The sequence below is a fragment of the Pseudomonas sp. IT-P395 genome (assembly GCF_949767675.1).
In the GTDB taxonomy this organism is placed as follows: domain Bacteria; phylum Pseudomonadota; class Gammaproteobacteria; order Pseudomonadales; family Pseudomonadaceae; genus Aquipseudomonas.
The window spans coordinates 603,505-622,562 of sequence record NZ_CATKPW010000011.1; the positions used below are offsets into that span (position 1 = coordinate 603,505).

The window sequence follows — 19,058 nt, forward strand, 5'->3', positions numbered from 1 at the left end:
GCAAGTGGAAAAAATACCTCGCTGATAAGAGACAGGACACCACAGAACTCGCTGTGTAATCCAGAGGTCGCCAGGCCAAATGTCCCCTGCATTCAAGACTGGCCAATCCCCGGAATCAATAAACACGCGGCAAGGCCAATCAGGGCGGTGCCAATCACCCGGTCAATGACTCGCTGTTTTTCCAGCATGCGGCGGCGCAATCCCTCTGTGGAGAAGAACAACGCGACCAGACTGAACCACACCCAGTGGGCCAGCGACATAAACAATCCGTAAGCGAAGTTAATGGCGAGCGAGCTACCGGCCTGAACAAACTGGCTGTATGCCGCGACGACAAACAACATGGTTTTCGGATTCAGTGCATTGGTCAGAAAACCGCTGCGAAACACCGCCCAGGCTGAGGGGGCCGAGCAGCCAGCGTCCGCAAACGTCATCACCGAGGTATTGGTAAAAGATTTGATGCCCAGATAAACCAGGTATCCGCCGCCCAGCAGTTTCATCGCCATAAACAACAAGGGCGACTGCGTGATGATCACGGCCACGCCAAACACCGTGTAGAGCACATGAACCTGCACGCCACAGGCGATGCCCAGCGCCGCCATCAAGCCACTGCGTCGCCCGAACGCGTAACTGTTGCGGGTGACCATGGCAAAGTCCGGCCCAGGACTGATCACCGCCAACATCGTGATGGCGATCATCAGAAACAACTCATTCATCAACATTCTCCAGTCATTATTTGCGCTACGTTAACTCACAGATGTCGCGCTGCATGACGCGAACAGGATCGTGATCAGTACAGCGTTTGGCGCGAATGATGAAGAATTGTCGTCTGCAGAAAAAACGATTTATAGTCGCGTAAATCTGTGAGAAATCGTCGTCTATATGAACTTGCCTCCATTGGCTGCCTTTCGTTTTTTCAACACCGCCGCGCAGACCCAGAGTTTCGTCAAAGCCGCGCAACAGTTGCACGTCACTCATGGCGCGGTGAGCCGTCAGGTGCGCTTGCTGGAGGAGGCGATCGGGGTCGAGTTGTTCGAACGACGCAATCGGGCAATCTTTCTCAATCAGGCCGGTCGCCTGTTGTTCGAGGTCACTCGACCGATGTTCGAGCAGTTGGAAGGGGTGGTTTATCGTTTGCAGCAAGAGCGCCATGACGATGTGCTGGTGGTGTCTTGCGAGCCGACCATCGCCATGAAATGGCTGATCCCGCGTCTGCCCGACTTTCACCGCAGCCACCCGCACATTCAGGTGCAACTGCTGACTGCCGGAGGGCCGATCGACTTCGCCCGTTCAGGTGCTGACCTGGCGATCCGCCGAGACGATTTTCACTGGGACGAATCGGTTCATGCCGTGACGATTTGCCAGGAGTGGATAGGCCCGGTTTGCCTGCCCTCGAAAAAGCCCGAGTCCGCTGATTTGCGCGGCGCCTGCCTGTTACGCAGCAAAACGCGTCCGCTGGCATGGGACAACTGGCTGCGGCTTGTCGGCCAAGGCGTACCGGACGGCAGTCGCGTCGACTACGAACATTTCTATCTGTGCATCCAGGCGGCATTGGCCGGCCAGGGCATCGGCATGGCGTCTTTTCTGATGGTGCAAAGTGAGCTGGAGTCCGGGCAATTGATCGCACCGTTCGGTTTTACGCAGGACGGATCGACTTACTGCCTGCTATCGCCACGGCCGTTCGAAAACTGCGCCAACAGCACCGCCTTCCGAGTGTGGCTGACTGAAGCGATGAGTGTGTGCCGTTCTCATCGCTGACCTCCTGAACAGAGCTGCTGCAACGAACCTGTTAACGCCTGGCGCACAATCAGCCCAACTCAGCGCTGCGGCCATTGATCCTTGATTTCAAACCACGGCGCCTTCGACGTCACTTCGACGTGTTGCTGTTTTTCGCTGGTGAACGTTGTGTCCAGCGTGCCCAGCGCGACCGAAATCCATTCCCTGTGCTCACCCTCATCACGCGCCCAGAACAGTGACGAGCCGCAGTGCGAGCAGAACTGGCGCTGTACCGCTTCAGAAGAACGGTAAGACTTGACTTGATCGGCCCCCGCCAGCAATTCCAGATTCTGGCGCAGCACGCTGCCATAGCTTGCAAATGCCGCACCATGGCTTTTGCGGCACTGGCTGCAGTGGCAGTGCGAAAGTGCTTTGGGCCGTGAGCGAATCTGGTATTTCACCGTGCCGCACAGGCAACTGCCCCGGAAGGTTTGAGGGGAGGGCGTGAGCATTATTATTGGGAGTCCTTATAAGTGATGGCGTGTTTCAGGCTGCCGGGTGACTGCGCCAGAAACCCGGTAATCAGGGAAATCACTTGCTGCTGAATCACCGCGCGTGGACGGCCACCCTCGCCATCGGTGCAGATGATGCTGTCGCCCGGTACGTCTTTGTCGAGTATGGCCACGGCGTCAGGTTTGCAGATCGCCATAAAGGTGAAATGGCTGGCGTCGCTGATCTCGACGAAGCGCGATGAGGTTTTCGGCAGGCGTTTGGCGAGGTCGACGGATTCCAGTTGCGCGGGCAGTTCTTTCGACGGTACGCCGGCGGCGATCACCAGGATCGGTACGGGGTAGGTCGCCAGGCTTGCATCGGTCATCCCGCGCGACAGGCCTAGGTCCAGTGACACCACGGCAGTGATGCGCTTGTCACGCCAATCGGCGGCGAGCTGAGCTTTCGATTGCGCCGTGCTTTCAGTGTTCATCTGTTGATACGCCGTGCAACTGATCAATTGCGTTTGGACTTTGCAGTCGTCGGCAAAGCGCTTGGGGTCGAAGCGCGCGCCGCCGCTTTCCAGCACCGTCCAGCCACCGAGAGAATGACCGATAACGGCAATTCGATCCTTGGCCACCGTACCGAATTTACCCGGTTGCGCCGTTACCGCATCAATGGCACGGCTGAGGTCAACGGGGCGTTGCCACAGTTGCGCTGCTGCTTGCGGGCTGCGATCGCGGCTGGTAGTGCCGGGATGGTTGACCGCGGCGACGATGTAACCCTGATGGGCCAGCGCACTGGCCAGCCACGTCTGGTTGATCCAGCTGCCGCCGTTGCCGTGGGAAATCACCACCAATGGATGCTCACCCTTGGCGGCTGGGGCGTCGAGCACGGCAGGGGCGCCGACGAAGACCGGGTTGTCACCGAACAATTGGGGCGTCGCATCCGTGGTCGCACTCGGGTACCAGACGACCATTTCCAGCGGGCGCTCGTTGCGCGGGTCGGCCAGCGTGGCGTACTGGAAACCGACGGGTCGGGTATCAGCGAATACGTGGCTGCTCAAGCAGATCAGTAGCAAGGCGCCGAGAGACTTTTTCATTGTTGTTATCTTCCGTGATGGGCCGAATGGGCGAGGTGAACTTTGCCCGATTTCGCGCGCTTCAGCGAGCCTCTTTGATCCCTGCGTCTTAGGCATTTTCCATCGGCCAGCGTGTAGCCAGATGCGCTGTCAGATAGTCCAGAAAGGCTTTGACCTTCGGCGTCATCGCCGCGCGTTCCTGTACGCAGGCGTAGATGTCCATCGGCTCGACAACGGAGTGGGTGGCGTCGCTGTGTTCAAACAGCGGCACCAATTGCCCGCTCGCCAGATAAGGTGCCGCGACAAACTCCGCCAGCCGGGTGACCCCAGCGCCGTGGACCGCCATTTGCGCCAATGCATCGATGTCATCACTGACGGCGGTGGCATTGATCGGGGCATCGAAACGCCGGCCGTCGCGAGTAAAACTCCAGCGCAGAAAACGCCCGTCCAAGGGATAACGAAAGGCCAGGCAAGCGTGGTTTTGCAGGTCGTCTGGTGATTGCGGGCGACCGGCGCGTTGTAGATAGGCCGGCGCGGCGCACATGACGAAGGGCAGTGAAACGATCTTGCGCGCGACGATGCCGTCCTCCAGTTGCGGTTTGATCCGCAGGCTCAGATCGATGCCGTCCTGGATGTGGTTGATCTTGCCATTGGTGGTCGAGAGTTCGATGAGCAGACGCGGATGCCGAGCTGCGAAACCGGCGATCAGCGAGGCCAGCACATGGCGGCCGAACGCAGACGTCGACGCGATACTCAAGCGGCCTTGCAACTCGGTTTCATCGCTGCTGATCGAGCTTTGCGCGGCTTCCAGGTCCGCCGCAATACGGCGAACTTTCTCGTAGTAAACCGCGCCGTTTTCGGTCAGCGCCATGCTGCGCGTGGTGCGCTGCAACAGGCGCACGCCGAGATGCGCCTCCAGCCGATTGATCGTCTGGCTCACCGCCGCCGCGCTCACGCCCAAGGTCTTGGCGGCGCCGACAATCGAGCCGGCTTCAACCACTTTGATAAAGCTGGCAATCGCCGCTAACAGATTCATCCATGCCCCGTTGAGGGTTGATTCGTAAGTTCTGCTTTATAAAGTACCTGCGGTTGAGCGTCTAGTTGCAGCCGGAGGGCTTTGCTAACGTGCGGTCTCCCTGTCAATGGATGGAAACGCCTTATGAATCAACCAACAAACTCCGAAGCCATGATCCTTGGCCGTCGAAAGCTGTCGCCGCGCGCCACGCCTTATGTGTTTGCGTTGTACATGGCGACGATCATGGCGTTTCTGATGTCGCTGGTGATCACCGCTGCCAACTCCGGCATTGATAATGATTACCTGGGTAATGCCTTGCACGCCTACAAGCTGGCGATGCCTGCGGCGTTCCTGTGCATCCTCATCGTGCGGCCGATCGTGATCAAACTGGTCGCGTGGACAGTGCATCCGCATTGTTGAAAACCGCCACGTCAGCAGTGATTGTTCTGACGTCTTCGCGAGCAGGCTCGCCCCTCATTGGAACTCAATTCCCGGTGGGAGCGAGCCTGCTCGCGAATGGCCTGGGGTCTCAGAAAAATTCATCGAGCAACTGATAAAAGGCGATCCGCTGCTGATCCGGCTCGACGCCATACACCTCGAAAAATAGCGGTAGCCACTGCTCGCCGAGGTTGTCCGTGATGCTGTGCGCAGCCAACGCCAAATCCTGATAACGATCGGCAACGCCCAGGCGTCCGCAGTCGACAAACCCGCTGAAACGACCATTGGCTGCGAGCAGGTTGGGCAGGCACGCATCGCCATGAGTCACCACCAGATCCTCGTGCGCCGGGCGTGTGGCGAGCAACTGCTCGAACACTTCCTCGGCGGATTGTCCGAGGCGCGAGTCGTCGAAGTCTTCTTCATCGATCAGCCCGGCGAGCAGGTGTTCGCGGGCCCGTGTGATCTTCTGCTCCAGGCAATGATCGAACGGGCAACTGTCGATCGCGACCGCATGCAGTGCGCGCAACGCCTGGGCTGCGAGCGTGACGATCTGCTGCGGCGAGAGGTGCTCGCTGCTGGCCAGATCGCGACCGGCCACGGCGGTCATCAACAGCCAGTTGTGTTGCGCTTGCGTGGTGGTGTCGAGCACTCGCGGCGCCGGCAAATCCTGAGTCGCCATCCAGCGTAACCGCTGCACTTCACTGGGCAACTCGCCCCAGGTCATCACCTGTTCGGTTTTGACGAACTGCGGCGCAGCCCCGGCAGGCGTGATCCGCCATACATCAGCGCGCGATTCGCCAATGGTCTGCTGTTCAATGGCCGCACCGGCAAATTGGCTGCGCCATGCTGCTGGGAAATCCATGTCTTTTGTCCTTGTCATTATCGATGTGCGCATTGTGCCGCTCTGGCGGTTTTGTTCGCAAACAAGGATCGGCGCGCAGAAATCCATCGAAACTTCGCCAACGCCCCGAGTGTCCAGACCCTTACACCTCCCGGCGGATGTGCTGCCGGGACAGCTCCATGCAGCGGAGAAAGACGAGGATCGAGATGACGATGACAGTGGGAGATTTTCTGGTCGAGCGGCTCAGCCAATGGGGCGTTACGCGGATTTTTGGTTACCCGGGTGACGGCATCAACGGCGTTTTCGGCGCGCTCAGTCGGGCCAAGGGAAAAATCGAATTCGTCCAGGCGCGCCATGAAGAGATGGCTGCGTTCATGGCCTCGGCACACGCCAAGTTCACCGGTGAGCTGGGCGTGTGCATTGCCACTTCCGGCCCAGGCGCCTCGCACCTGATCACCGGCCTTTACGATGCGCGCATGGACCACATGCCAGTGCTGGCCATTGTCGGTCAGCAGGCACGCACGGCGCTGGGCAGTCACTACCAGCAAGAGCTGGATCTGGTGTCGATGTTCAAGGATGTCGCCGGGGCATTTGTGCAGCAGGCGTCGGCGCCTTCACAGGTGCGGCATCTGCTCGACCGGGCCGTGCGCACGGCCGTGGGCGAACGCCGGGTAACCGCGCTGATTCTGCCTAACGATTTGCAAGAGCTGAAATACGAAGCACCGGCACGCGCGCATGGCACCGCGCATTCCGGGGTGGGTTACACGAAACCCAAAGTGTTGCCTTATGACGTGGATCTGCAGCGTGCCGCTGACGTTTTGAACGCGGGCGAGAAGGTCGCGATTCTGGTTGGCGCGGGGGCTTTGCAGGCGACCGATCAAGTCATCGCGGTGGCCGAAAAACTCGGCGCGGGCGTCGCCAAGGCTCTTTTAGGCAAGGCCGCGTTACCCGACGATCTGCCTTGGGTCACCGGCAGCATCGGCCTGCTCGGCACCGAGCCAAGCTACAAACTGATGAGCGAATGCGACACTTTGCTGATGATCGGTTCGGGTTTTCCCTATGCGGAGTTTCTGCCCAAGGAAGGCCAGGCGCGGGGCGTACAAATCGATTTGCAGCCCGACATGCTCAGCCTGCGCTACCCGATGGAGGTCAATCTGGTTGGCGACTCGGCGGAAACACTCGCGGCGTTGTTGCCGCTGCTTGAGCAGAAAACCTCTGGCAAGTGGCGCAAGAAAGTCGAAGGCTGGCGCGGCAGCTGGGAGAAAACCCTGGAAAGACGTGCGATGGCCAAGGCTGACCCGGTCAACCCGCAAAGGGTGGTGTATGAGCTGTCACCGCGCCTGCCCGATCAGGCAATCATCACCAGCGACTCCGGCTCGTGCGCCAACTGGTTTGCCCGTGATCTGAAGATTCGCCGTGGCATGCAGTGTTCATTGTCCGGTGGGCTGGCGTCCATGGGCGCCGCTGTGCCTTACGCGATTGCCGCCAAGTTCGCCTATCCCGAACGTGCAGTCATCGCGCTGGTGGGCGATGGCGCGATGCAGATGAACAACATGGCCGAGCTGATTACCGTCGCCAAATACTGGCGACAGTGGGCGAGCCCGAAATGGATCTGCGCGGTGTTCAACAACGAGGACCTTAATCAGGTCACGTGGGAACAGCGGGTGATGGAGGGCGATCCGAAATTCGAAGCTTCGCAAAGCATCCCCGATGTGCCTTACCACTTGTTCGCCATTTCCATTGGCCTGAAAGGCATTTTCGTTGATCGCGAAGAAGATGTCGCCGCTGCCTGGGAGCAGGCACTGGCCTCGGAGGTGCCGGTGTTGATCGAGTTCAAGACTGATCCGAATGTGCCGCCGCTGCCACCGCACATCAAACTTGAGCAGGCGAAGAAATTCGCCACGACGCTGCTCAAGGGCGATCCGGATGAGGCCGGGGTGATCCTGCAAACCGCCAAGCAGGTGCTCGGCGCAGTGTTGCCCGGAAAAAAGTAACCGGTTAATCGACAGGCAACTGTTGATCGTTCCCACGCTCTGCGTGGGAACGCCTCTAGGGACGCTCTGCGTCCAGTGACGCGGAGCTTCACGGGCAACTTTCCCACGCGGAGTGTGGGAACGATCACCGATCGAGTGGGCACGACAAGAGGTAAGTTGATGATTTTCGTGGGCTGTGCAGGTTGGAGTCTGGGGCGCGAGCATTGGCCGGCGTTTTCGGTGGAAGGCTCGCAGTTGCAGCGCTACGCTTCGCGCCTCAACTGCGTGGAAATCAACAGCTCGTTCTACCGCCCGCATCGTCGGCAAACCTATGAGCGATGGGCTGATGGCGTACCGGAGGACTTTCGCTTTTCGGTGAAAATGCCCAAACACATCACCCATGAATTACGTCTGGCGGGATGTGAGGCAGCGCTGGACAAGTTTCTGGCTGAGTGCGGCGGGTTAGGCGAGCGTCTCGGTTGCTTGCTTGTGCAATTGCCGCCATCACTGGCGTTCGACGCCACCATCGCCGAAGCCTTTTTTAAGATACTGCGTCAGCGCTTCTGCGGCCCTGTGGTGCTCGAGCCACGGCATGAATCGTGGGTCATCGCTGAGCCGATGTTGATGACTTGGCAGATCGCCCAAACAACCGTCGATCCCTCGCGCATCAGCAATGATGCTGCGCCCAGTGGCTGGGCCGGAGCCCGGTATTGGCGCCTGCACGGCTCACCGCGCATTTACCACAGCGCCTACGATTCAACTTATCTGCTAGACCTCGCACAAGCTCTGCAATCAGCGGCCGCAGCAGGTGCTGCGACCTGGTGCATATTCGACAACACCGCCAGCGGCGCAGCGCTGGGCAACGCCTTGACGCTGGCCACACTGACGGCCGATTGGGAGCAGGAATGTGCGGCCGTGAAACTCAACCTGGCGAAGAAGCCCTCACCCTAGCCCTCTCCCAGAGGGAGAGGGGACTGACCGAGGTGTTTGTGCAAGTAACGCCGACTTGAAATACCGAGTTGAACGCAAGATTTGAAAAGCGCACAAATCGACTCCCTTTCCCCCTCGCCCTTGGGGGAGAGGGGACTTACCGAGGTGTTCATGCAAATGACGCCGACTTGAAATACCGAGTTGAACGCAAGATTTGAAAAGCGCACAAATCGGCTCCCTTTCCCCCTCGCCCCTTGGGGGAGAGGGCTGGGGTGAGGGGGTAGATCGAACAGACTGTCGCGATCGCCTGCAAAACCACTAATTACCATCGGCCACTTTGCGCTCTATCTCATCGATCTTGCGCTGCAGCGTCTCGGCGTCCTGCTCCTTCACTCTCGTGGACGAGGGCGTGATGACCTTATCCACGGCTTCGGTGTCATCGTCCCGGTCTTCAAGATCGCGCTCGACCACATTCACCGGTTTGCCAGACGTGTCGGTTGGCGGGGCGTTGGGGGTTTTATCGTCACTGTTCATGTTGCTGACCTCCAGGGGTGTAAACATTGGAGGCAGGCAGTGCGGCAGGCGTTCGATATTTTTGCCGGGTAGTGCCGAATGGCGCCCTCCCGCGTTGGAGAGGGCGCGCTGACGGTGTTCAGTCCTTGAGAATGTCGCGATCCTTGGTTTCCGGCAGGAAGAACGTACCGAGTATCGCCGTCATCACCGCAATCACGATCGGGTACCACAAGCCGTAATAGATGTCCCCGGTCGCGGCGACCATGGCAAACGCCACGGTCGGCAGGAAGCCACCGAACCAGCCGTTGCCGATGTGATAGGGCAGCGACATCGAGGTGTAGCGAATGCGGGTCGGGAACAGCTCGACCAGCCACGCCGCAATCGGGCCGTAGACCATGGTCACGTAGATCACCAGAACGGTGAGCAGGAGCAACACCATCGGGTAATTGGTTTTCGCCGGATCGGCTTTCTCCGGATAACCGGCCTCCTTGAGTGCAGTGCCGAGGGTCGCGGTGAACGCGTCGTTGCGGGTCTTGAAGTCGGCAGCCGGTAGCGCACTGCCTTCGAAACTCTCGACGACTTTGTCACCGATGCGCACTTGCGCGACGGTGCCGGGTTCGGCGATCACGTTCTCATACGGTATCGCGCGTTTTGCCAGCAGGGTTTTGGCCAGGTCGCAGGAACTGGTGAATTTGGCCTTGCCCACCGGGTCGAACTGGAACGAGCATTGATCGGGGTTGGCGATCACTTTGACCGGGTTCTTCTCCTGAGCGATGAACACGTCCGGGTTACCGTACTGGGTCAGCGCGTGGAAGATCGGGAAGTAGGTCAGCGCCGCCAGCATGCAGCCGACCATGATGATCGGCTTGCGCCCGATGCGGTCGGAGAGGCTGCCGAAAATCACGAAGAACGGCGTGCCAATCAGCAGTGAGCCGGCGATCAACAGGTTGGCGGTTTGCGGGTCGATCTTCAGCGTCTGCAACAGAAAGAACAACGCATAGAACTGCCCGGTGTACCAGACCACCGCTTGCCCGGCAGTACCGCCGAGCAGCGACATGATCACTACTTTGAGATTGTCCCAGCGCGCGAAGGACTCGGTCAGCGGCGCCTTCGACGCCTTGCCTTCAGCCTTCATTTTCTGGAACACCGGCGACTCGCTCAGTTGCAGGCGGATGTACACCGAGACGATCAACAGCAGGATCGACAGCAGGAACGGAATCCGCCAGCCCCACGCCTCGAAGGCTTCAGTGCCCAGTGCGGTGCGGCAGGCGAGGATCACCAGCAACGACAGAAACAGGCCAAGCGTTGCAGTGGTTTGAATCCACGAGGTGAAGAACCCGCGTTTGTTGCGCGGCGCGTGCTCGGCCACGTAAGTCGCGGCGCCGCCATACTCGCCACCCAGCGCCAGACCCTGCAGCAGGCGCAGGGTAATCAGGATGACTGGGGCAGCGACACCGATGGTCGCGTAGCCGGGCAAAATACCGACGATCGCTGTCGACACACCCATGATGACAATGGTGATGAGGAAGGTGTGTTTGCGCCCGATCATGTCGCCGAGCCGGCCGAACACAATCGCCCCGAACGGCCGCACCGCAAACCCCGCGGCAAACGCCAGCAAGGCAAAGATGAACGCGGTGGTTTCGTTGACGCCGGCGAAGAAGTGCTTGGCGATGATCGCCGCCAGTGAGCCGTAGAGATAAAAGTCGTACCACTCGAAAACCGTGCCCAAGGATGAAGCGAAGATGACCTTGCGCTCCTCTTTGGTGATGCCGCCGCTGCGCGGTGGACTGCCGGTCGATGCTGTGTCGATTGTGGCCATGGGTGTTCTCCGTCGTGCTTATTGTTGAAGGCCGGAGTCCCCCGTTACTGCTTATCGCACTCTGGCCTTGTGGCAAATACCGCCATTGCTTTCGCGTGAAACTTGCACAGTCTGACCGCCTCGCATGGCTGCAAGGTTTCCTGAAGCATAATCAGCTTTTGCCAGATATCCACCCGCAGACCTTTACGTCTGAGGCGGCTGAGAAGTTTGCGGTGAAGATAGACGCAATGATGGCACTGAGCTATCTTTCACCTCACTTCTCCCCGGCCATGTGCCAATGACGAACACAGGAAGTGAAGGATGAGCAAAGGATCGCTACTCAAAAGTCATCATGTTTCCTTGCACTAAGTGCGGTCTGTGCTGCAGAAACCTTGATAAATCACCCCTCTATGCCTCTTTGGACAGGGGAGATGGTGTGTGCGTCAATTTCGAAGAAAGCACCCACCTGTGCCGTATTTACGATACGAGGCCGCTGATCTGCCGGATTGATGATTTCTACGATCAGCATCTGGCGGGGACGATGCGCCTTGAGGACTACCATGCTGCAAACGCTCACGCCTGTAAGGAAATGCAGCAGCAGAATTTGATTGTTGTCGCTAATTAATCGAGAGGGATCTGAAATGCCATTACCGTTTATTTTGTGGGGTGCAGCGGCTGCACTGGCGGCTACAGGCGTCGTGAAGGGGGTTCAGGCATCGGGCAACTTCGATAAAGCCAAGGAGATTGGCGAAGAGGCCGAGGCCCAATACAACAAGGCTTCCAAAAGCCTCGACAAGTCTCGCAAAGAGACTCAAGGCGAGTTGGAAGCGCTGGGTGAGTTGAAGGTTCACACGTTTACCCACCAGATCAAATACCTGGTCGAAGCGATCAAGAAACAAAAGAACGCCAAAAGCACGCTGAAAGGGTTTAACGAAGACCTGACGATCGAAGAACTCAAGGATTACGAAAAGCTCGTACTCAACTCTTTGGAAATTGAAAAGGGTCTTGCTTCCGGTATCGGCGGTGGCGCATTGGCCGCGATCGGTGCCTACGGTTCGGTGGGTGCTCTGGCGAGCGCCTCCACCGGGGCCGCGATTTCCGGACTTTCAGGCGTTGCGGCCACCAATGCCACGCTGGCCTGGCTTGGCGGTGGGGCTCTCAGTGCAGGCGGTTTTGGCATGGCAGGCGGTATGTTGGCGTTGGGGGGGATTGTGCTGGGTCCGGCGCTGGCCATTGGCGGTTTCATGATGGCCAGCAAGGCGGAAGAAGCACTGACCAAGGCACACCAGTATGACGCGGAGGTTGCCACGGCGATTGCCAATATGGAGGTGGTCAAGACCACACTCAAAGGCGTTCGCTCCAATGCCAAGGAAATCACCAACACCATCAATGAGTTAGTCGTACGTTTCGAGCAGGTCAAAGTCGATAACGATAATGACCCCATCGCATTCGAACAAATGCTGGCCTTGGGAGTAGGGCTCAAGAAGGTCCTGGATGTAGCGATCATTGCCGATGACGGCGGCGCCACTAAAGACATCAAGCGCACACTCTCCGGCATTCTGACCCTGGACTAAGACCATGAAAAATGAAATTGCAGGCCTGGTAGGAAAGCTCCCCGTCAATCCGGCTGATACCGCCGGCGAGTCTTTTAAAATGCTCGTGTCGGCCTGGTCCGAGTACAAGAAAATTTCCGAGGTCGAAGAAACCAAACGAACGGAAATCAATGCCTATAAAGAAACGCAGTTGGCCAGAATCGAGGGTCAACGCAAAGTGCTGGAGCAGTATCTCTCGGGGATGTTCAAGGAGAGAGCCACGACCATAAGCGGATTCTTTGAGGCGTTGGATAAAGGTATTGCCAGCGGCAATAGTGAGTTGATCAGTTCGTCGATTGGCGCGATCGTCAGTATTACCAAAGAGTCTCCACTGGCAGGCGCACGGGAAATTATCGGGGCAATGTATAACCCCGAGGTGAAAACCATCGAGATCTGACTGAAGTCTTGTCAGGCCGGCGCCGAATAAGGCGCCGGTTATCATTCATACTCACGCCTTGACCCAACGCTGACGACTCCACGCACTCAGCCAGTCGACCACAAACACCAGCACCAGCATCGCCAGAATCACCGTGCTCGCTTGCGCTTCCTGAAACAGGCTGAGGCTGACATAGAGCATCTGCCCAAGCCCGCCGGCGCCGACAAAACCCAGTACGCTGGCCATGCGGATGTTGTTTTCCCAGCGATACAGAATGTAGGCGAGCAACTGCGGCGCCAGGTTCGGCAGTGTGCCGTAGCAGAACGCAAGAATCGGATTACCGCCCTGCAAACGAATGGCTTCGGCCGGTTGCGGCGGCGTATTTTCCAGAGCTTCGGCAAATAACCGGCCAAGCACTCCGGTGGTGTGCAGGGCGAGGGCGAGGGTGCCGGCGTTCGGGCCGAGGCCGGCGGCAAGTACCATCAGCGCGGCCCAGACCAGTTCCGGAATCGCCCTCAAGGCATTGAGCAGCAGGCGCGAGGCACTTTGCAGCGGCCAGCCGAAACGCCCGGCGGCCGGCAACGCAAGGACGATGCCGAACACCGCCGCGAGTAGCGTGCCGAGGGCCGACATCGCCAATGTTTCCAACGAACCGTGGAAGATGGCCTTGAGGTAATCCGCGCTCAGATCCGGGCTCAGAAAGCGCTGCACATACGCGCCCATCTGCTTGAGACTGGTGGCGCTGCCCAGTTCACCGAGATCCAGCCCCAGATAAGCGAACGAGGCAACCACTGCCAGCGCGATGCCGGCAATCAGCAGCAGGTTGAGCAGGCGACTCATGTCAGCCTCCAGCGCAGCAAGCGGCTGAGTTGATCGGCGGCCAGGACCAGCATCAGGAAGCACAGCAGAATACTGGCGACTTCACCGCCGGCGAACATGCGGATCGACAGATCGATCTGCTGACCCAGGCCGCCGGCGCCAACGAAACCCATCACCACCGATGCGCGAATCGCACATTCCCAGCGATAAACCGTGTACGACAATAACTCCGCCGCGACATTGGGCAATGTGCCGTAAGCAAACGCCGCAAGACGGCCGCTGCCAGCCTGGATCAGTGCATGCGCCGGGCGCTGGTCGGTCGATTCGAAAATCTCCGCGTAGACCTTGCCGAGCATGCCGCTGTAAGTAATGGCGATGGCCAGCACCCCTGCCGCCGGACCCAGCCCGACGGCGCGCACGAACAATAGCGCCCAGACGATCTCGGGCACGCTGCGCAAGAAGATCAGCAGGCCGCGCACCGGCCAGCGCAGCAGACGCCCCAGTCGGCTGGGCACGCCACCGCGCGAGGCGGCAGACAGCGACAGCGCACGACTGGCAATCAGGCCGGCCGGTATCGCCAACAACAGCGCCAAGGCCATGCCGGCGGTGGCAATGGCCAGTGTTTGCAGGGTGGCTTTGAGCAGTAACTGAAGAAACGCTGCGTCGTGCGCAGGCGGCCAGAACTGCGCAACAAAACGGCCCATCTCATTCTGGCTGTCGGGCAGCAGTACACCCAGATTCAGTTCGCTGAGCTGGACGCCCGGCCACAGCAAGGCAATCGCCAGCAACGTCAGCAGCAGCCGTGGCCACGCCGCGGGATCGCGTGAATCGGCTTTCAGCATCGTGGAATCTGCACAGTCAAAGGCGCCACCGCAGCGGTCGGCGATTGCAGTTTTTCGTTGGCGTACAGCGCGTCGAGCATCTCGGGGCTGACTTGAGCGGAAGGGCTGTCGAACAGAATCTGCCCGTCGCGCAGACCGATGATTCTAGGGAAGTGCGACAACGCCAGATCCACCGCATGCAGGCTGGCCACCAGGGTGACGTTGTGTTCGCGAGCGTGGCGCGAAAGGATCGATAGCGTGTGCCCGGCCATCACAGGGTCCATTGCTGACACCGGTTCATCAGCCAGCAGAATCTCCGGCGCCTGATACAAAACCCGGGCAATCCCGACGCGTTGCAACTGGCCGCCAGACAGTTGCTGGCAATGCGCGAACAACTTGTCACCCAGATCCAGCCGCGCCAACGCCGCACGCGCACCCGCCACATCCAGTGGATGCAACAGGTTCAGAAGACTTTTGCCCAGACTCCATTGGCCGAGCTTACCCGCCAGCACAGCTGTGATCACGCGCTGACGTGGCGGCAACGGCGGTGCCTGATGCACCAGACCAATCCGTGCGCGCAGGCGCTGACGCTGGCGGGCCGACAAGTGCCAGGCGCGTTCGCCGAGCACTTCGATCTCACCGCTGCTGGGCCGCAACGCGGTCGCCAGCAGGTTGAGCAAACTCGATTTGCCGGCCCCGGACGGGCCAATGATGGCGACCTGTTCGCCGACGCCAATCTGCAAATCGACAGCGCGCAGGGCGTCGACTCCATTGGCGTGGCGCAGGCTGCCCTGGTTGAGGCTCAGGGTCATTTCAGCAGTTCGGCAGCGCGGGCGGCTTCCTCGATGCCCTTGTAATTTTCAGGCTTGGTGTTGATGAAGCGACTGGCGGCCTGCAGATCAAGGATCTTCTTCTGTTCAGGGTTGGCCGGGTCCAGATCAAGGAAGGCTTTCTTGATCTTCGCTGCCAGCGCCGGGTCGAGGGTGCCGCGCACGGTCCAGTTGTAATCGAAGTAGGTCGGGGTGGTGGCGAAGACCTTGACCTTGTTGGTGTCGACCTTGCCGGCATCCACCAGTTTCTGCCAGACGCTGGCATTCAGTACACCGGCGTCGACCTTGCCGGCCTGCACCCAGGCTACGGTGGCATCGTGGGCGCCGGAGTAGGCGACACGGCTGAAATACGCTTCAGGCTTGATGTTGTCGTTTTTCAGCATGAAGTAACGCGGCATCAGGCTGCCGGAGGTCGACGACACCGAGCCGAAAGCGAAGGTCTTGCCCTTCAGGTCGGCGAGGCTCTTCACGTTCGGGTCGGCGGTGATGAATTTGCTGGTGAACTGCGCATCCTGTTCGCGTTGTACCAGCGGAATCACCGGTGTCGTTGCATCAGTCTTCAAACGCGCCTGCACAAACGTGAAGCCGCCGAGCCAGGCCATGTCGAGGCGATCGGTCGCCAAGGCTTCAACCACTGCCGGGTAATCGGCCACCGGCACGAATTGCACCTTCATGCCCAGTTGCTGTTCCAGATAGGCACCCAGCGGCTCGAATTTGCGCAGCAGTTCGGTCGGCGCTTCATCGGGAATCGCGCTGACCCGCAAAACGTCGGCGGCGTGGGTCACAAGGGCAGAAAAGGACAGCGCCAGGCCGGCGGTCAGTGCCAGGGTTCGTTTGAGCATGGGAATCTCCGTTTCGTGAGCGTCAAAAGGGCTGAAGTGGCGACGTGAGGCGCAAACTCAGGGTAGACGAAACGGCGAGGTTATACGCACTCAAGGCATCAAAGACCAGCATCAACAGATGTGGATTTGTAAGCCGGCCAACCCTTGAAGGCGAGCGTTGATCGTATTGTTCGCCGGGGCGCGGGCGATGCCGGACGCGACGAGTTCACTTCGCTTGTTGAATTCTTGCCTGAGTGTCCTGATCGATGAGGGCGCGCAGTGCAGCGAAAATCGGTGCAGCACCGGTGTGCTTCTCACCGTAGGTCAGATTGAAGCGGTAGTCGAAGTCCGCCGGGTTCTGGCCCTGAGTGTGTTGCAACAGGGTTTCCAGTTTATCCAGTGCCTTGACCGCTTTGGCTTCGGTTGACCGGGCATGTTCGTAGTCGTCCCACAACGCAAGAATCTCGTTTCTCAGCGCCTCATCAAGCGAGCGGGTGAGCAGCAGAAGGTCATTACGCTCCTGCTCAGCCTTGTCGGGGAACGCGGCCTGATCGACTGCCGGGATGTCGCCGTTGATCGCTTCGCCCAAGTCGTGAATCACGCACAGCTTGAGCACTTTCAGCAGGTCGAGTCCGACTAGTTCATCGGCGAAAACCATCGCCATCAGGCACAGGCGCCAACTGTGTTCGGCGGTGCTTTCGGTGCGGCCGCTTGAGGTGTGTGCGCTTCTGAGAACGTCCTTGAGTTTTTCCGCTTCACGCAGAAATTCAAGGCGTCCGCTGATTTTTTCGAGGTCCATGAACTTGCCCGATGGTGGAACCGAGAGGCAAGCCTAGAACTGATGTGGGTGAGCGTCCACGCATAAAATATGCTTTCAAAGCGTCTCGACAAGTCGCGCGGCCGTGCCGTCGGACAACGGAATACGGGTCCAGCGGCACAGGCTCTGGCGGATTGGCACGAGGTCGGAGTCGTTGTTGCCGGTGACGAATTCCAGCGCTGGTGGCGCCTGCAGTTCGCGCCAGCCGAGGGCGTCGAGTGCGAGTTCGTTGCTGGCGATTTCCGGCGTCACGAAACGCCACAACGATTGCCCGAGCAATTGGCTCAACGGGCTGGCGAACTGCGCGGCACGGGCCGGGGAGCAGGCCAGCAAGCGGTGGGTTAGGTCACAGACCAGATGCACCGGTCGCGTGCTTTCGCGCACCAGACGGGCGAGAGCCTGATCGGCTGCCGTGTCGAGACGCGCGGCCAGCAATTGCTCAAGCTGTAGATGCGCAGCCGGATCCAGCGCCAGCACGCCACTTTCCCAACGGGAAATAGTCGATTGGGTGACGTTGAACATCTGCGCGGCATGGCTTTGCTTGACGCGATGCAACAAGCGCCAACGACGCAGGGCGATGCCGGGGAGGGCAGGTTTGAGCAATGAAACTGACATGATGGATGTCGGAAAAATCTAAAGGGCCGCCAGTCTGAAGACTGCCGACCCCTGCTGCAAATCGATCTGACGATCAGACTGCTTCGGGCAGTCTGGCAATGACCTTGATCTCGAAATCAAACCCATACAGCCACGTCACACCAACAGCCGTTACCGTCGGATGCGGCGCCTCGCCCCAGAACTCGGTCAGCACCACATCCCAGATCGTCTCGAATTTCGACTGGGGGTCAACGATAAACACGGTGACATCGACCACGTCATCGAAGCTGGCACCGGCCTCCTCAAGGATTGCATTGAGGTTAGTGAAAGCCTGACGCACCTGGTTTTTCAGGTCCGGCTCGGGCGTGCCGTCCTCGGTGCTGCCGACCTGTCCCGAGACAAACAGAAAACCGTTGGAGCGAATGGCTGGCGAGTATCGATGCCGCTCATAGAGGGTGCGGCGTGCGGGTGGGAAAACAACATCGCGCTGAGTCATGGGAGTGTCTCCTTCATCTGAGTTGATGGAGCCACTGTAGGTATTTGCAGACAGGCGATAAACGCGCAAGCTTGGCGTTCACTGTTTGTGAAATCCAAACAATCGAGGGCGCACCTTGGACCGTTTTGACGCAATGCAAGCCTTTGCCCGGGTGGTCGAGGCGGGGAGTTTCACCAAAGCGGCAGAAACCCTGCACATGAGCAAAACCACCGTGACGCAACTGGTTCAACAGTTGGAGGCACGGCTGCGGGTCAAACTGCTCAACCGCACCACGCGCAAGGTCAACGTCACCGCTGACGGCGCGGTTTATTACGAGCGGGTGATCAAGTTACTGGCGGATATGGACGACGCCGAAACCAGCCTGCCCGGCGCGGCGGCGATGCCCAAGGGCCGGCTGCGCGTGGACGTGCCGAGCCCGCTGGCGCGGTTGATTCTGGTGCCGGCCCTGCCTGAGTTTAACGCGCGTTATCCGGATATCCAGATCGACATGGGCGTCAGCGACCGCATCGTCGACATCATTGATGAGAATGTTGATTGTGTGGTGCGCGGTGGCGAGCTTATGGACTTGTCGCTGATGGCGCGCAAGGTCGCCGACCTGCAGTTGGGCGTGTTTGCCGCGCCGCAATACCTGGCGCGGGCGGGCACACCTGCGCATCCACGGGAGCTGGAAGACAGCCATCATCGCGTAGTCGGTTTCCTCTGGGCACGCACCGGCAAACCAGTGCCGTATGCCTTGCACAACGCCAGTGAAAACCTGCAAATCAAAGGCCGTCACGTGCTCGCGGTCGATGATGGTAATGCCTACCTCGCGGCAGGTCTGGCGGGCCTGGGCGTGCTGTGGCTGCCCAAATACATGTCTGCCGAACACGAGGCGCGCGGCGAACTGGTGCCGCTGTTCGAGGACTGGAAACTCGAGTCGATGCCGCTCTATGTGGCTTATCCGCCGAACCGGCATGTCAGCCTGAAACTGCGAGTGTTCATCGATTGGGTGGTGGCGTTGATGGCGTGACGGCATTTTGGTGCGCTTATTGCTAGCCGCTGTGCCAATGCCGTCAAAAAACCAACACATTCGGCGACCTGAAAGCCTGTAGCGATGAGATG

Annotated in this window: 22 protein-coding genes; 8 read left to right on the forward strand and 14 right to left on the reverse strand. The window is 59.3% G+C overall.

Features of this window, described 5'->3' with window-relative positions; genetic code table 11:
* Positions 1–92: 92 nt before the first annotated feature.
* Positions 93–713 carry a LysE family translocator gene (locus ACM6IN_RS11280; RefSeq protein ID WP_414916022.1) on the reverse strand — a complete coding sequence of 207 codons (621 nt, stop codon included), beginning with the start codon at positions 711–713 and terminating at the stop codon, positions 93–95.
* Between the two features lie 166 nt (positions 714–879).
* Here ACM6IN_RS11280 and ACM6IN_RS11285 point away from each other — a divergent pair, with 166 nt between their 5' ends.
* Positions 880–1,755 (forward strand): LysR substrate-binding domain-containing protein, encoded by an 876-nt coding sequence (locus tag ACM6IN_RS11285; protein ID WP_095111985.1) that lies wholly within the window; start codon positions 880–882, stop codon positions 1,753–1,755.
* A gap of 59 nt (positions 1,756–1,814) precedes the next feature.
* On the opposite strand, the gene ACM6IN_RS11290 is transcribed toward ACM6IN_RS11285, so the two are convergent.
* The 3 genes from ACM6IN_RS11290 to ACM6IN_RS11300 form a co-directional block, all read right to left on the reverse strand.
* Positions 1,815–2,225: a GFA family protein gene (locus ACM6IN_RS11290; protein WP_007913096.1), complete on the reverse strand. Its 411-nt coding sequence runs from the start codon at positions 2,223–2,225 to the stop codon at positions 1,815–1,817.
* Positions 2,226–2,227: 2 nt separating this feature from the next.
* Positions 2,228–3,304, reverse strand: coding sequence for an alpha/beta hydrolase family protein (locus tag ACM6IN_RS11295; RefSeq protein WP_414916023.1), 1,077 nt, complete (start codon positions 3,302–3,304; stop codon positions 2,228–2,230).
* An 88-nt stretch (positions 3,305–3,392) separates the two neighbouring features.
* Positions 3,393–4,319: a LysR family transcriptional regulator gene (locus tag ACM6IN_RS11300; protein ID WP_007913108.1), complete on the reverse strand. Its 927-nt coding sequence runs from the start codon at positions 4,317–4,319 to the stop codon at positions 3,393–3,395.
* Between the two features lie 123 nt (positions 4,320–4,442).
* Between ACM6IN_RS11300 and ACM6IN_RS11305 the strand changes: the two genes are divergently transcribed.
* A complete protein-coding gene (locus ACM6IN_RS11305; RefSeq protein WP_007913109.1) occupies positions 4,443–4,718 on the forward strand; it encodes a DUF2798 domain-containing protein in 276 nt (91 codons plus the stop codon).
* A gap of 109 nt (positions 4,719–4,827) precedes the next feature.
* On the opposite strand, the gene ACM6IN_RS11310 is transcribed toward ACM6IN_RS11305, so the two are convergent.
* Positions 4,828–5,598, reverse strand: a complete 771-nt coding sequence (locus ACM6IN_RS11310; RefSeq protein ID WP_414916024.1) for an APH(3')-II family aminoglycoside O-phosphotransferase — start codon at positions 5,596–5,598, stop codon at positions 4,828–4,830.
* A gap of 185 nt (positions 5,599–5,783) precedes the next feature.
* Here ACM6IN_RS11310 and ACM6IN_RS11315 point away from each other — a divergent pair, with 185 nt between their 5' ends.
* Positions 5,784–7,571 carry a thiamine pyrophosphate-requiring protein gene (locus ACM6IN_RS11315; protein WP_414916025.1) on the forward strand — a complete coding sequence of 596 codons (1,788 nt, stop codon included), beginning with the start codon at positions 5,784–5,786 and terminating at the stop codon, positions 7,569–7,571.
* 159 nt (positions 7,572–7,730) lie between these two features.
* Positions 7,731–8,501 (forward strand): DUF72 domain-containing protein, encoded by a 771-nt coding sequence (locus ACM6IN_RS11320; protein WP_414916026.1) that lies wholly within the window; start codon positions 7,731–7,733, stop codon positions 8,499–8,501.
* Between the two features lie 297 nt (positions 8,502–8,798).
* Here ACM6IN_RS11320 and ACM6IN_RS11325 read toward each other — a convergent pair whose 3' ends face one another.
* Together ACM6IN_RS11325 and ACM6IN_RS11330 are read right to left on the reverse strand one after the other, a co-directional pair.
* Positions 8,799–9,014, reverse strand: a complete 216-nt coding sequence (locus ACM6IN_RS11325) for a hypothetical protein (protein ID WP_150652879.1) — start codon at positions 9,012–9,014, stop codon at positions 8,799–8,801.
* A 118-nt stretch (positions 9,015–9,132) separates the two neighbouring features.
* Positions 9,133–10,812 carry an MFS transporter gene (locus ACM6IN_RS11330; protein ID WP_007919119.1) on the reverse strand — a complete coding sequence of 560 codons (1,680 nt, stop codon included), beginning with the start codon at positions 10,810–10,812 and terminating at the stop codon, positions 9,133–9,135.
* A gap of 331 nt (positions 10,813–11,143) precedes the next feature.
* Between ACM6IN_RS11330 and ACM6IN_RS11335 the strand changes: the two genes are divergently transcribed.
* Genes ACM6IN_RS11335 through ACM6IN_RS11345 form a run of 3 tightly spaced genes read left to right on the forward strand, consistent with a single transcriptional unit; the run spans position 11,144 to position 12,780 of the window.
* On the forward strand, positions 11,144–11,416 hold the full coding sequence (locus ACM6IN_RS11335; RefSeq protein ID WP_338010061.1) for a YkgJ family cysteine cluster protein: 273 nt from the start codon (positions 11,144–11,146) through the stop codon (positions 11,414–11,416).
* Between the two features lie 16 nt (positions 11,417–11,432).
* Positions 11,433–12,365, forward strand: a complete 933-nt coding sequence (locus ACM6IN_RS11340) for a hypothetical protein (protein ID WP_414916027.1) — start codon at positions 11,433–11,435, stop codon at positions 12,363–12,365.
* A gap of 4 nt (positions 12,366–12,369) precedes the next feature.
* The gene (locus tag ACM6IN_RS11345) at positions 12,370–12,780 is read left to right on the forward strand and encodes a hypothetical protein (RefSeq protein ID WP_007919113.1); all 411 of its coding nucleotides are present in this window, start codon (positions 12,370–12,372) and stop codon (positions 12,778–12,780) included.
* Positions 12,781–12,831: 51 nt separating this feature from the next.
* Here the strand turns inward: ACM6IN_RS11345 and phnE are convergent, their stop codons facing one another.
* The 7 genes from phnE to ACM6IN_RS11380 form a co-directional block, all read right to left on the reverse strand.
* Positions 12,832–13,599 carry a phosphonate ABC transporter, permease protein PhnE gene (gene phnE / locus ACM6IN_RS11350; RefSeq protein WP_414916028.1) on the reverse strand — a complete coding sequence of 256 codons (768 nt, stop codon included), beginning with the start codon at positions 13,597–13,599 and terminating at the stop codon, positions 12,832–12,834.
* A complete protein-coding gene (locus tag ACM6IN_RS11355) occupies positions 13,596–14,420 on the reverse strand; it encodes a PhnE/PtxC family ABC transporter permease (RefSeq protein ID WP_414916029.1) in 825 nt (274 codons plus the stop codon). Before ACM6IN_RS11355 ends, phnE begins: the two co-directional genes overlap by 4 nt.
* The gene (locus tag ACM6IN_RS11360; protein WP_414916030.1) at positions 14,414–15,211 is read right to left on the reverse strand and encodes a phosphonate ABC transporter ATP-binding protein; all 798 of its coding nucleotides are present in this window, start codon (positions 15,209–15,211) and stop codon (positions 14,414–14,416) included. Before ACM6IN_RS11360 ends, ACM6IN_RS11355 begins: the two co-directional genes overlap by 7 nt.
* Positions 15,208–16,071, reverse strand: coding sequence for a putative selenate ABC transporter substrate-binding protein (locus ACM6IN_RS11365; protein WP_414916031.1), 864 nt, complete (start codon positions 16,069–16,071; stop codon positions 15,208–15,210). The genes ACM6IN_RS11360 and ACM6IN_RS11365 overlap by 4 nt, the downstream gene beginning before the upstream one ends.
* A 205-nt stretch (positions 16,072–16,276) precedes the next feature.
* Entirely contained in the window at positions 16,277–16,849 is a 573-nt protein-coding gene (locus ACM6IN_RS11370) for an HD domain-containing protein (RefSeq protein WP_414916032.1), read from the reverse strand.
* Positions 16,850–16,924: 75 nt separating this feature from the next.
* A complete protein-coding gene (locus ACM6IN_RS11375; protein ID WP_007919095.1) occupies positions 16,925–17,482 on the reverse strand; it encodes a helix-turn-helix transcriptional regulator in 558 nt (185 codons plus the stop codon).
* A gap of 73 nt (positions 17,483–17,555) precedes the next feature.
* Positions 17,556–17,957, reverse strand: coding sequence for a RidA family protein (locus ACM6IN_RS11380; RefSeq protein WP_414916033.1), 402 nt, complete (start codon positions 17,955–17,957; stop codon positions 17,556–17,558).
* Between the two features lie 115 nt (positions 17,958–18,072).
* On the opposite strand from ACM6IN_RS11380, the gene ACM6IN_RS11385 reads away from it, so the two are divergent.
* Complete coding sequence (locus tag ACM6IN_RS11385; RefSeq protein ID WP_095111997.1) at positions 18,073–18,966, forward strand: LysR family transcriptional regulator; 894 nt, start codon at positions 18,073–18,075, stop codon at positions 18,964–18,966.
* Positions 18,967–19,058: the final 92 nt, after the last annotated feature.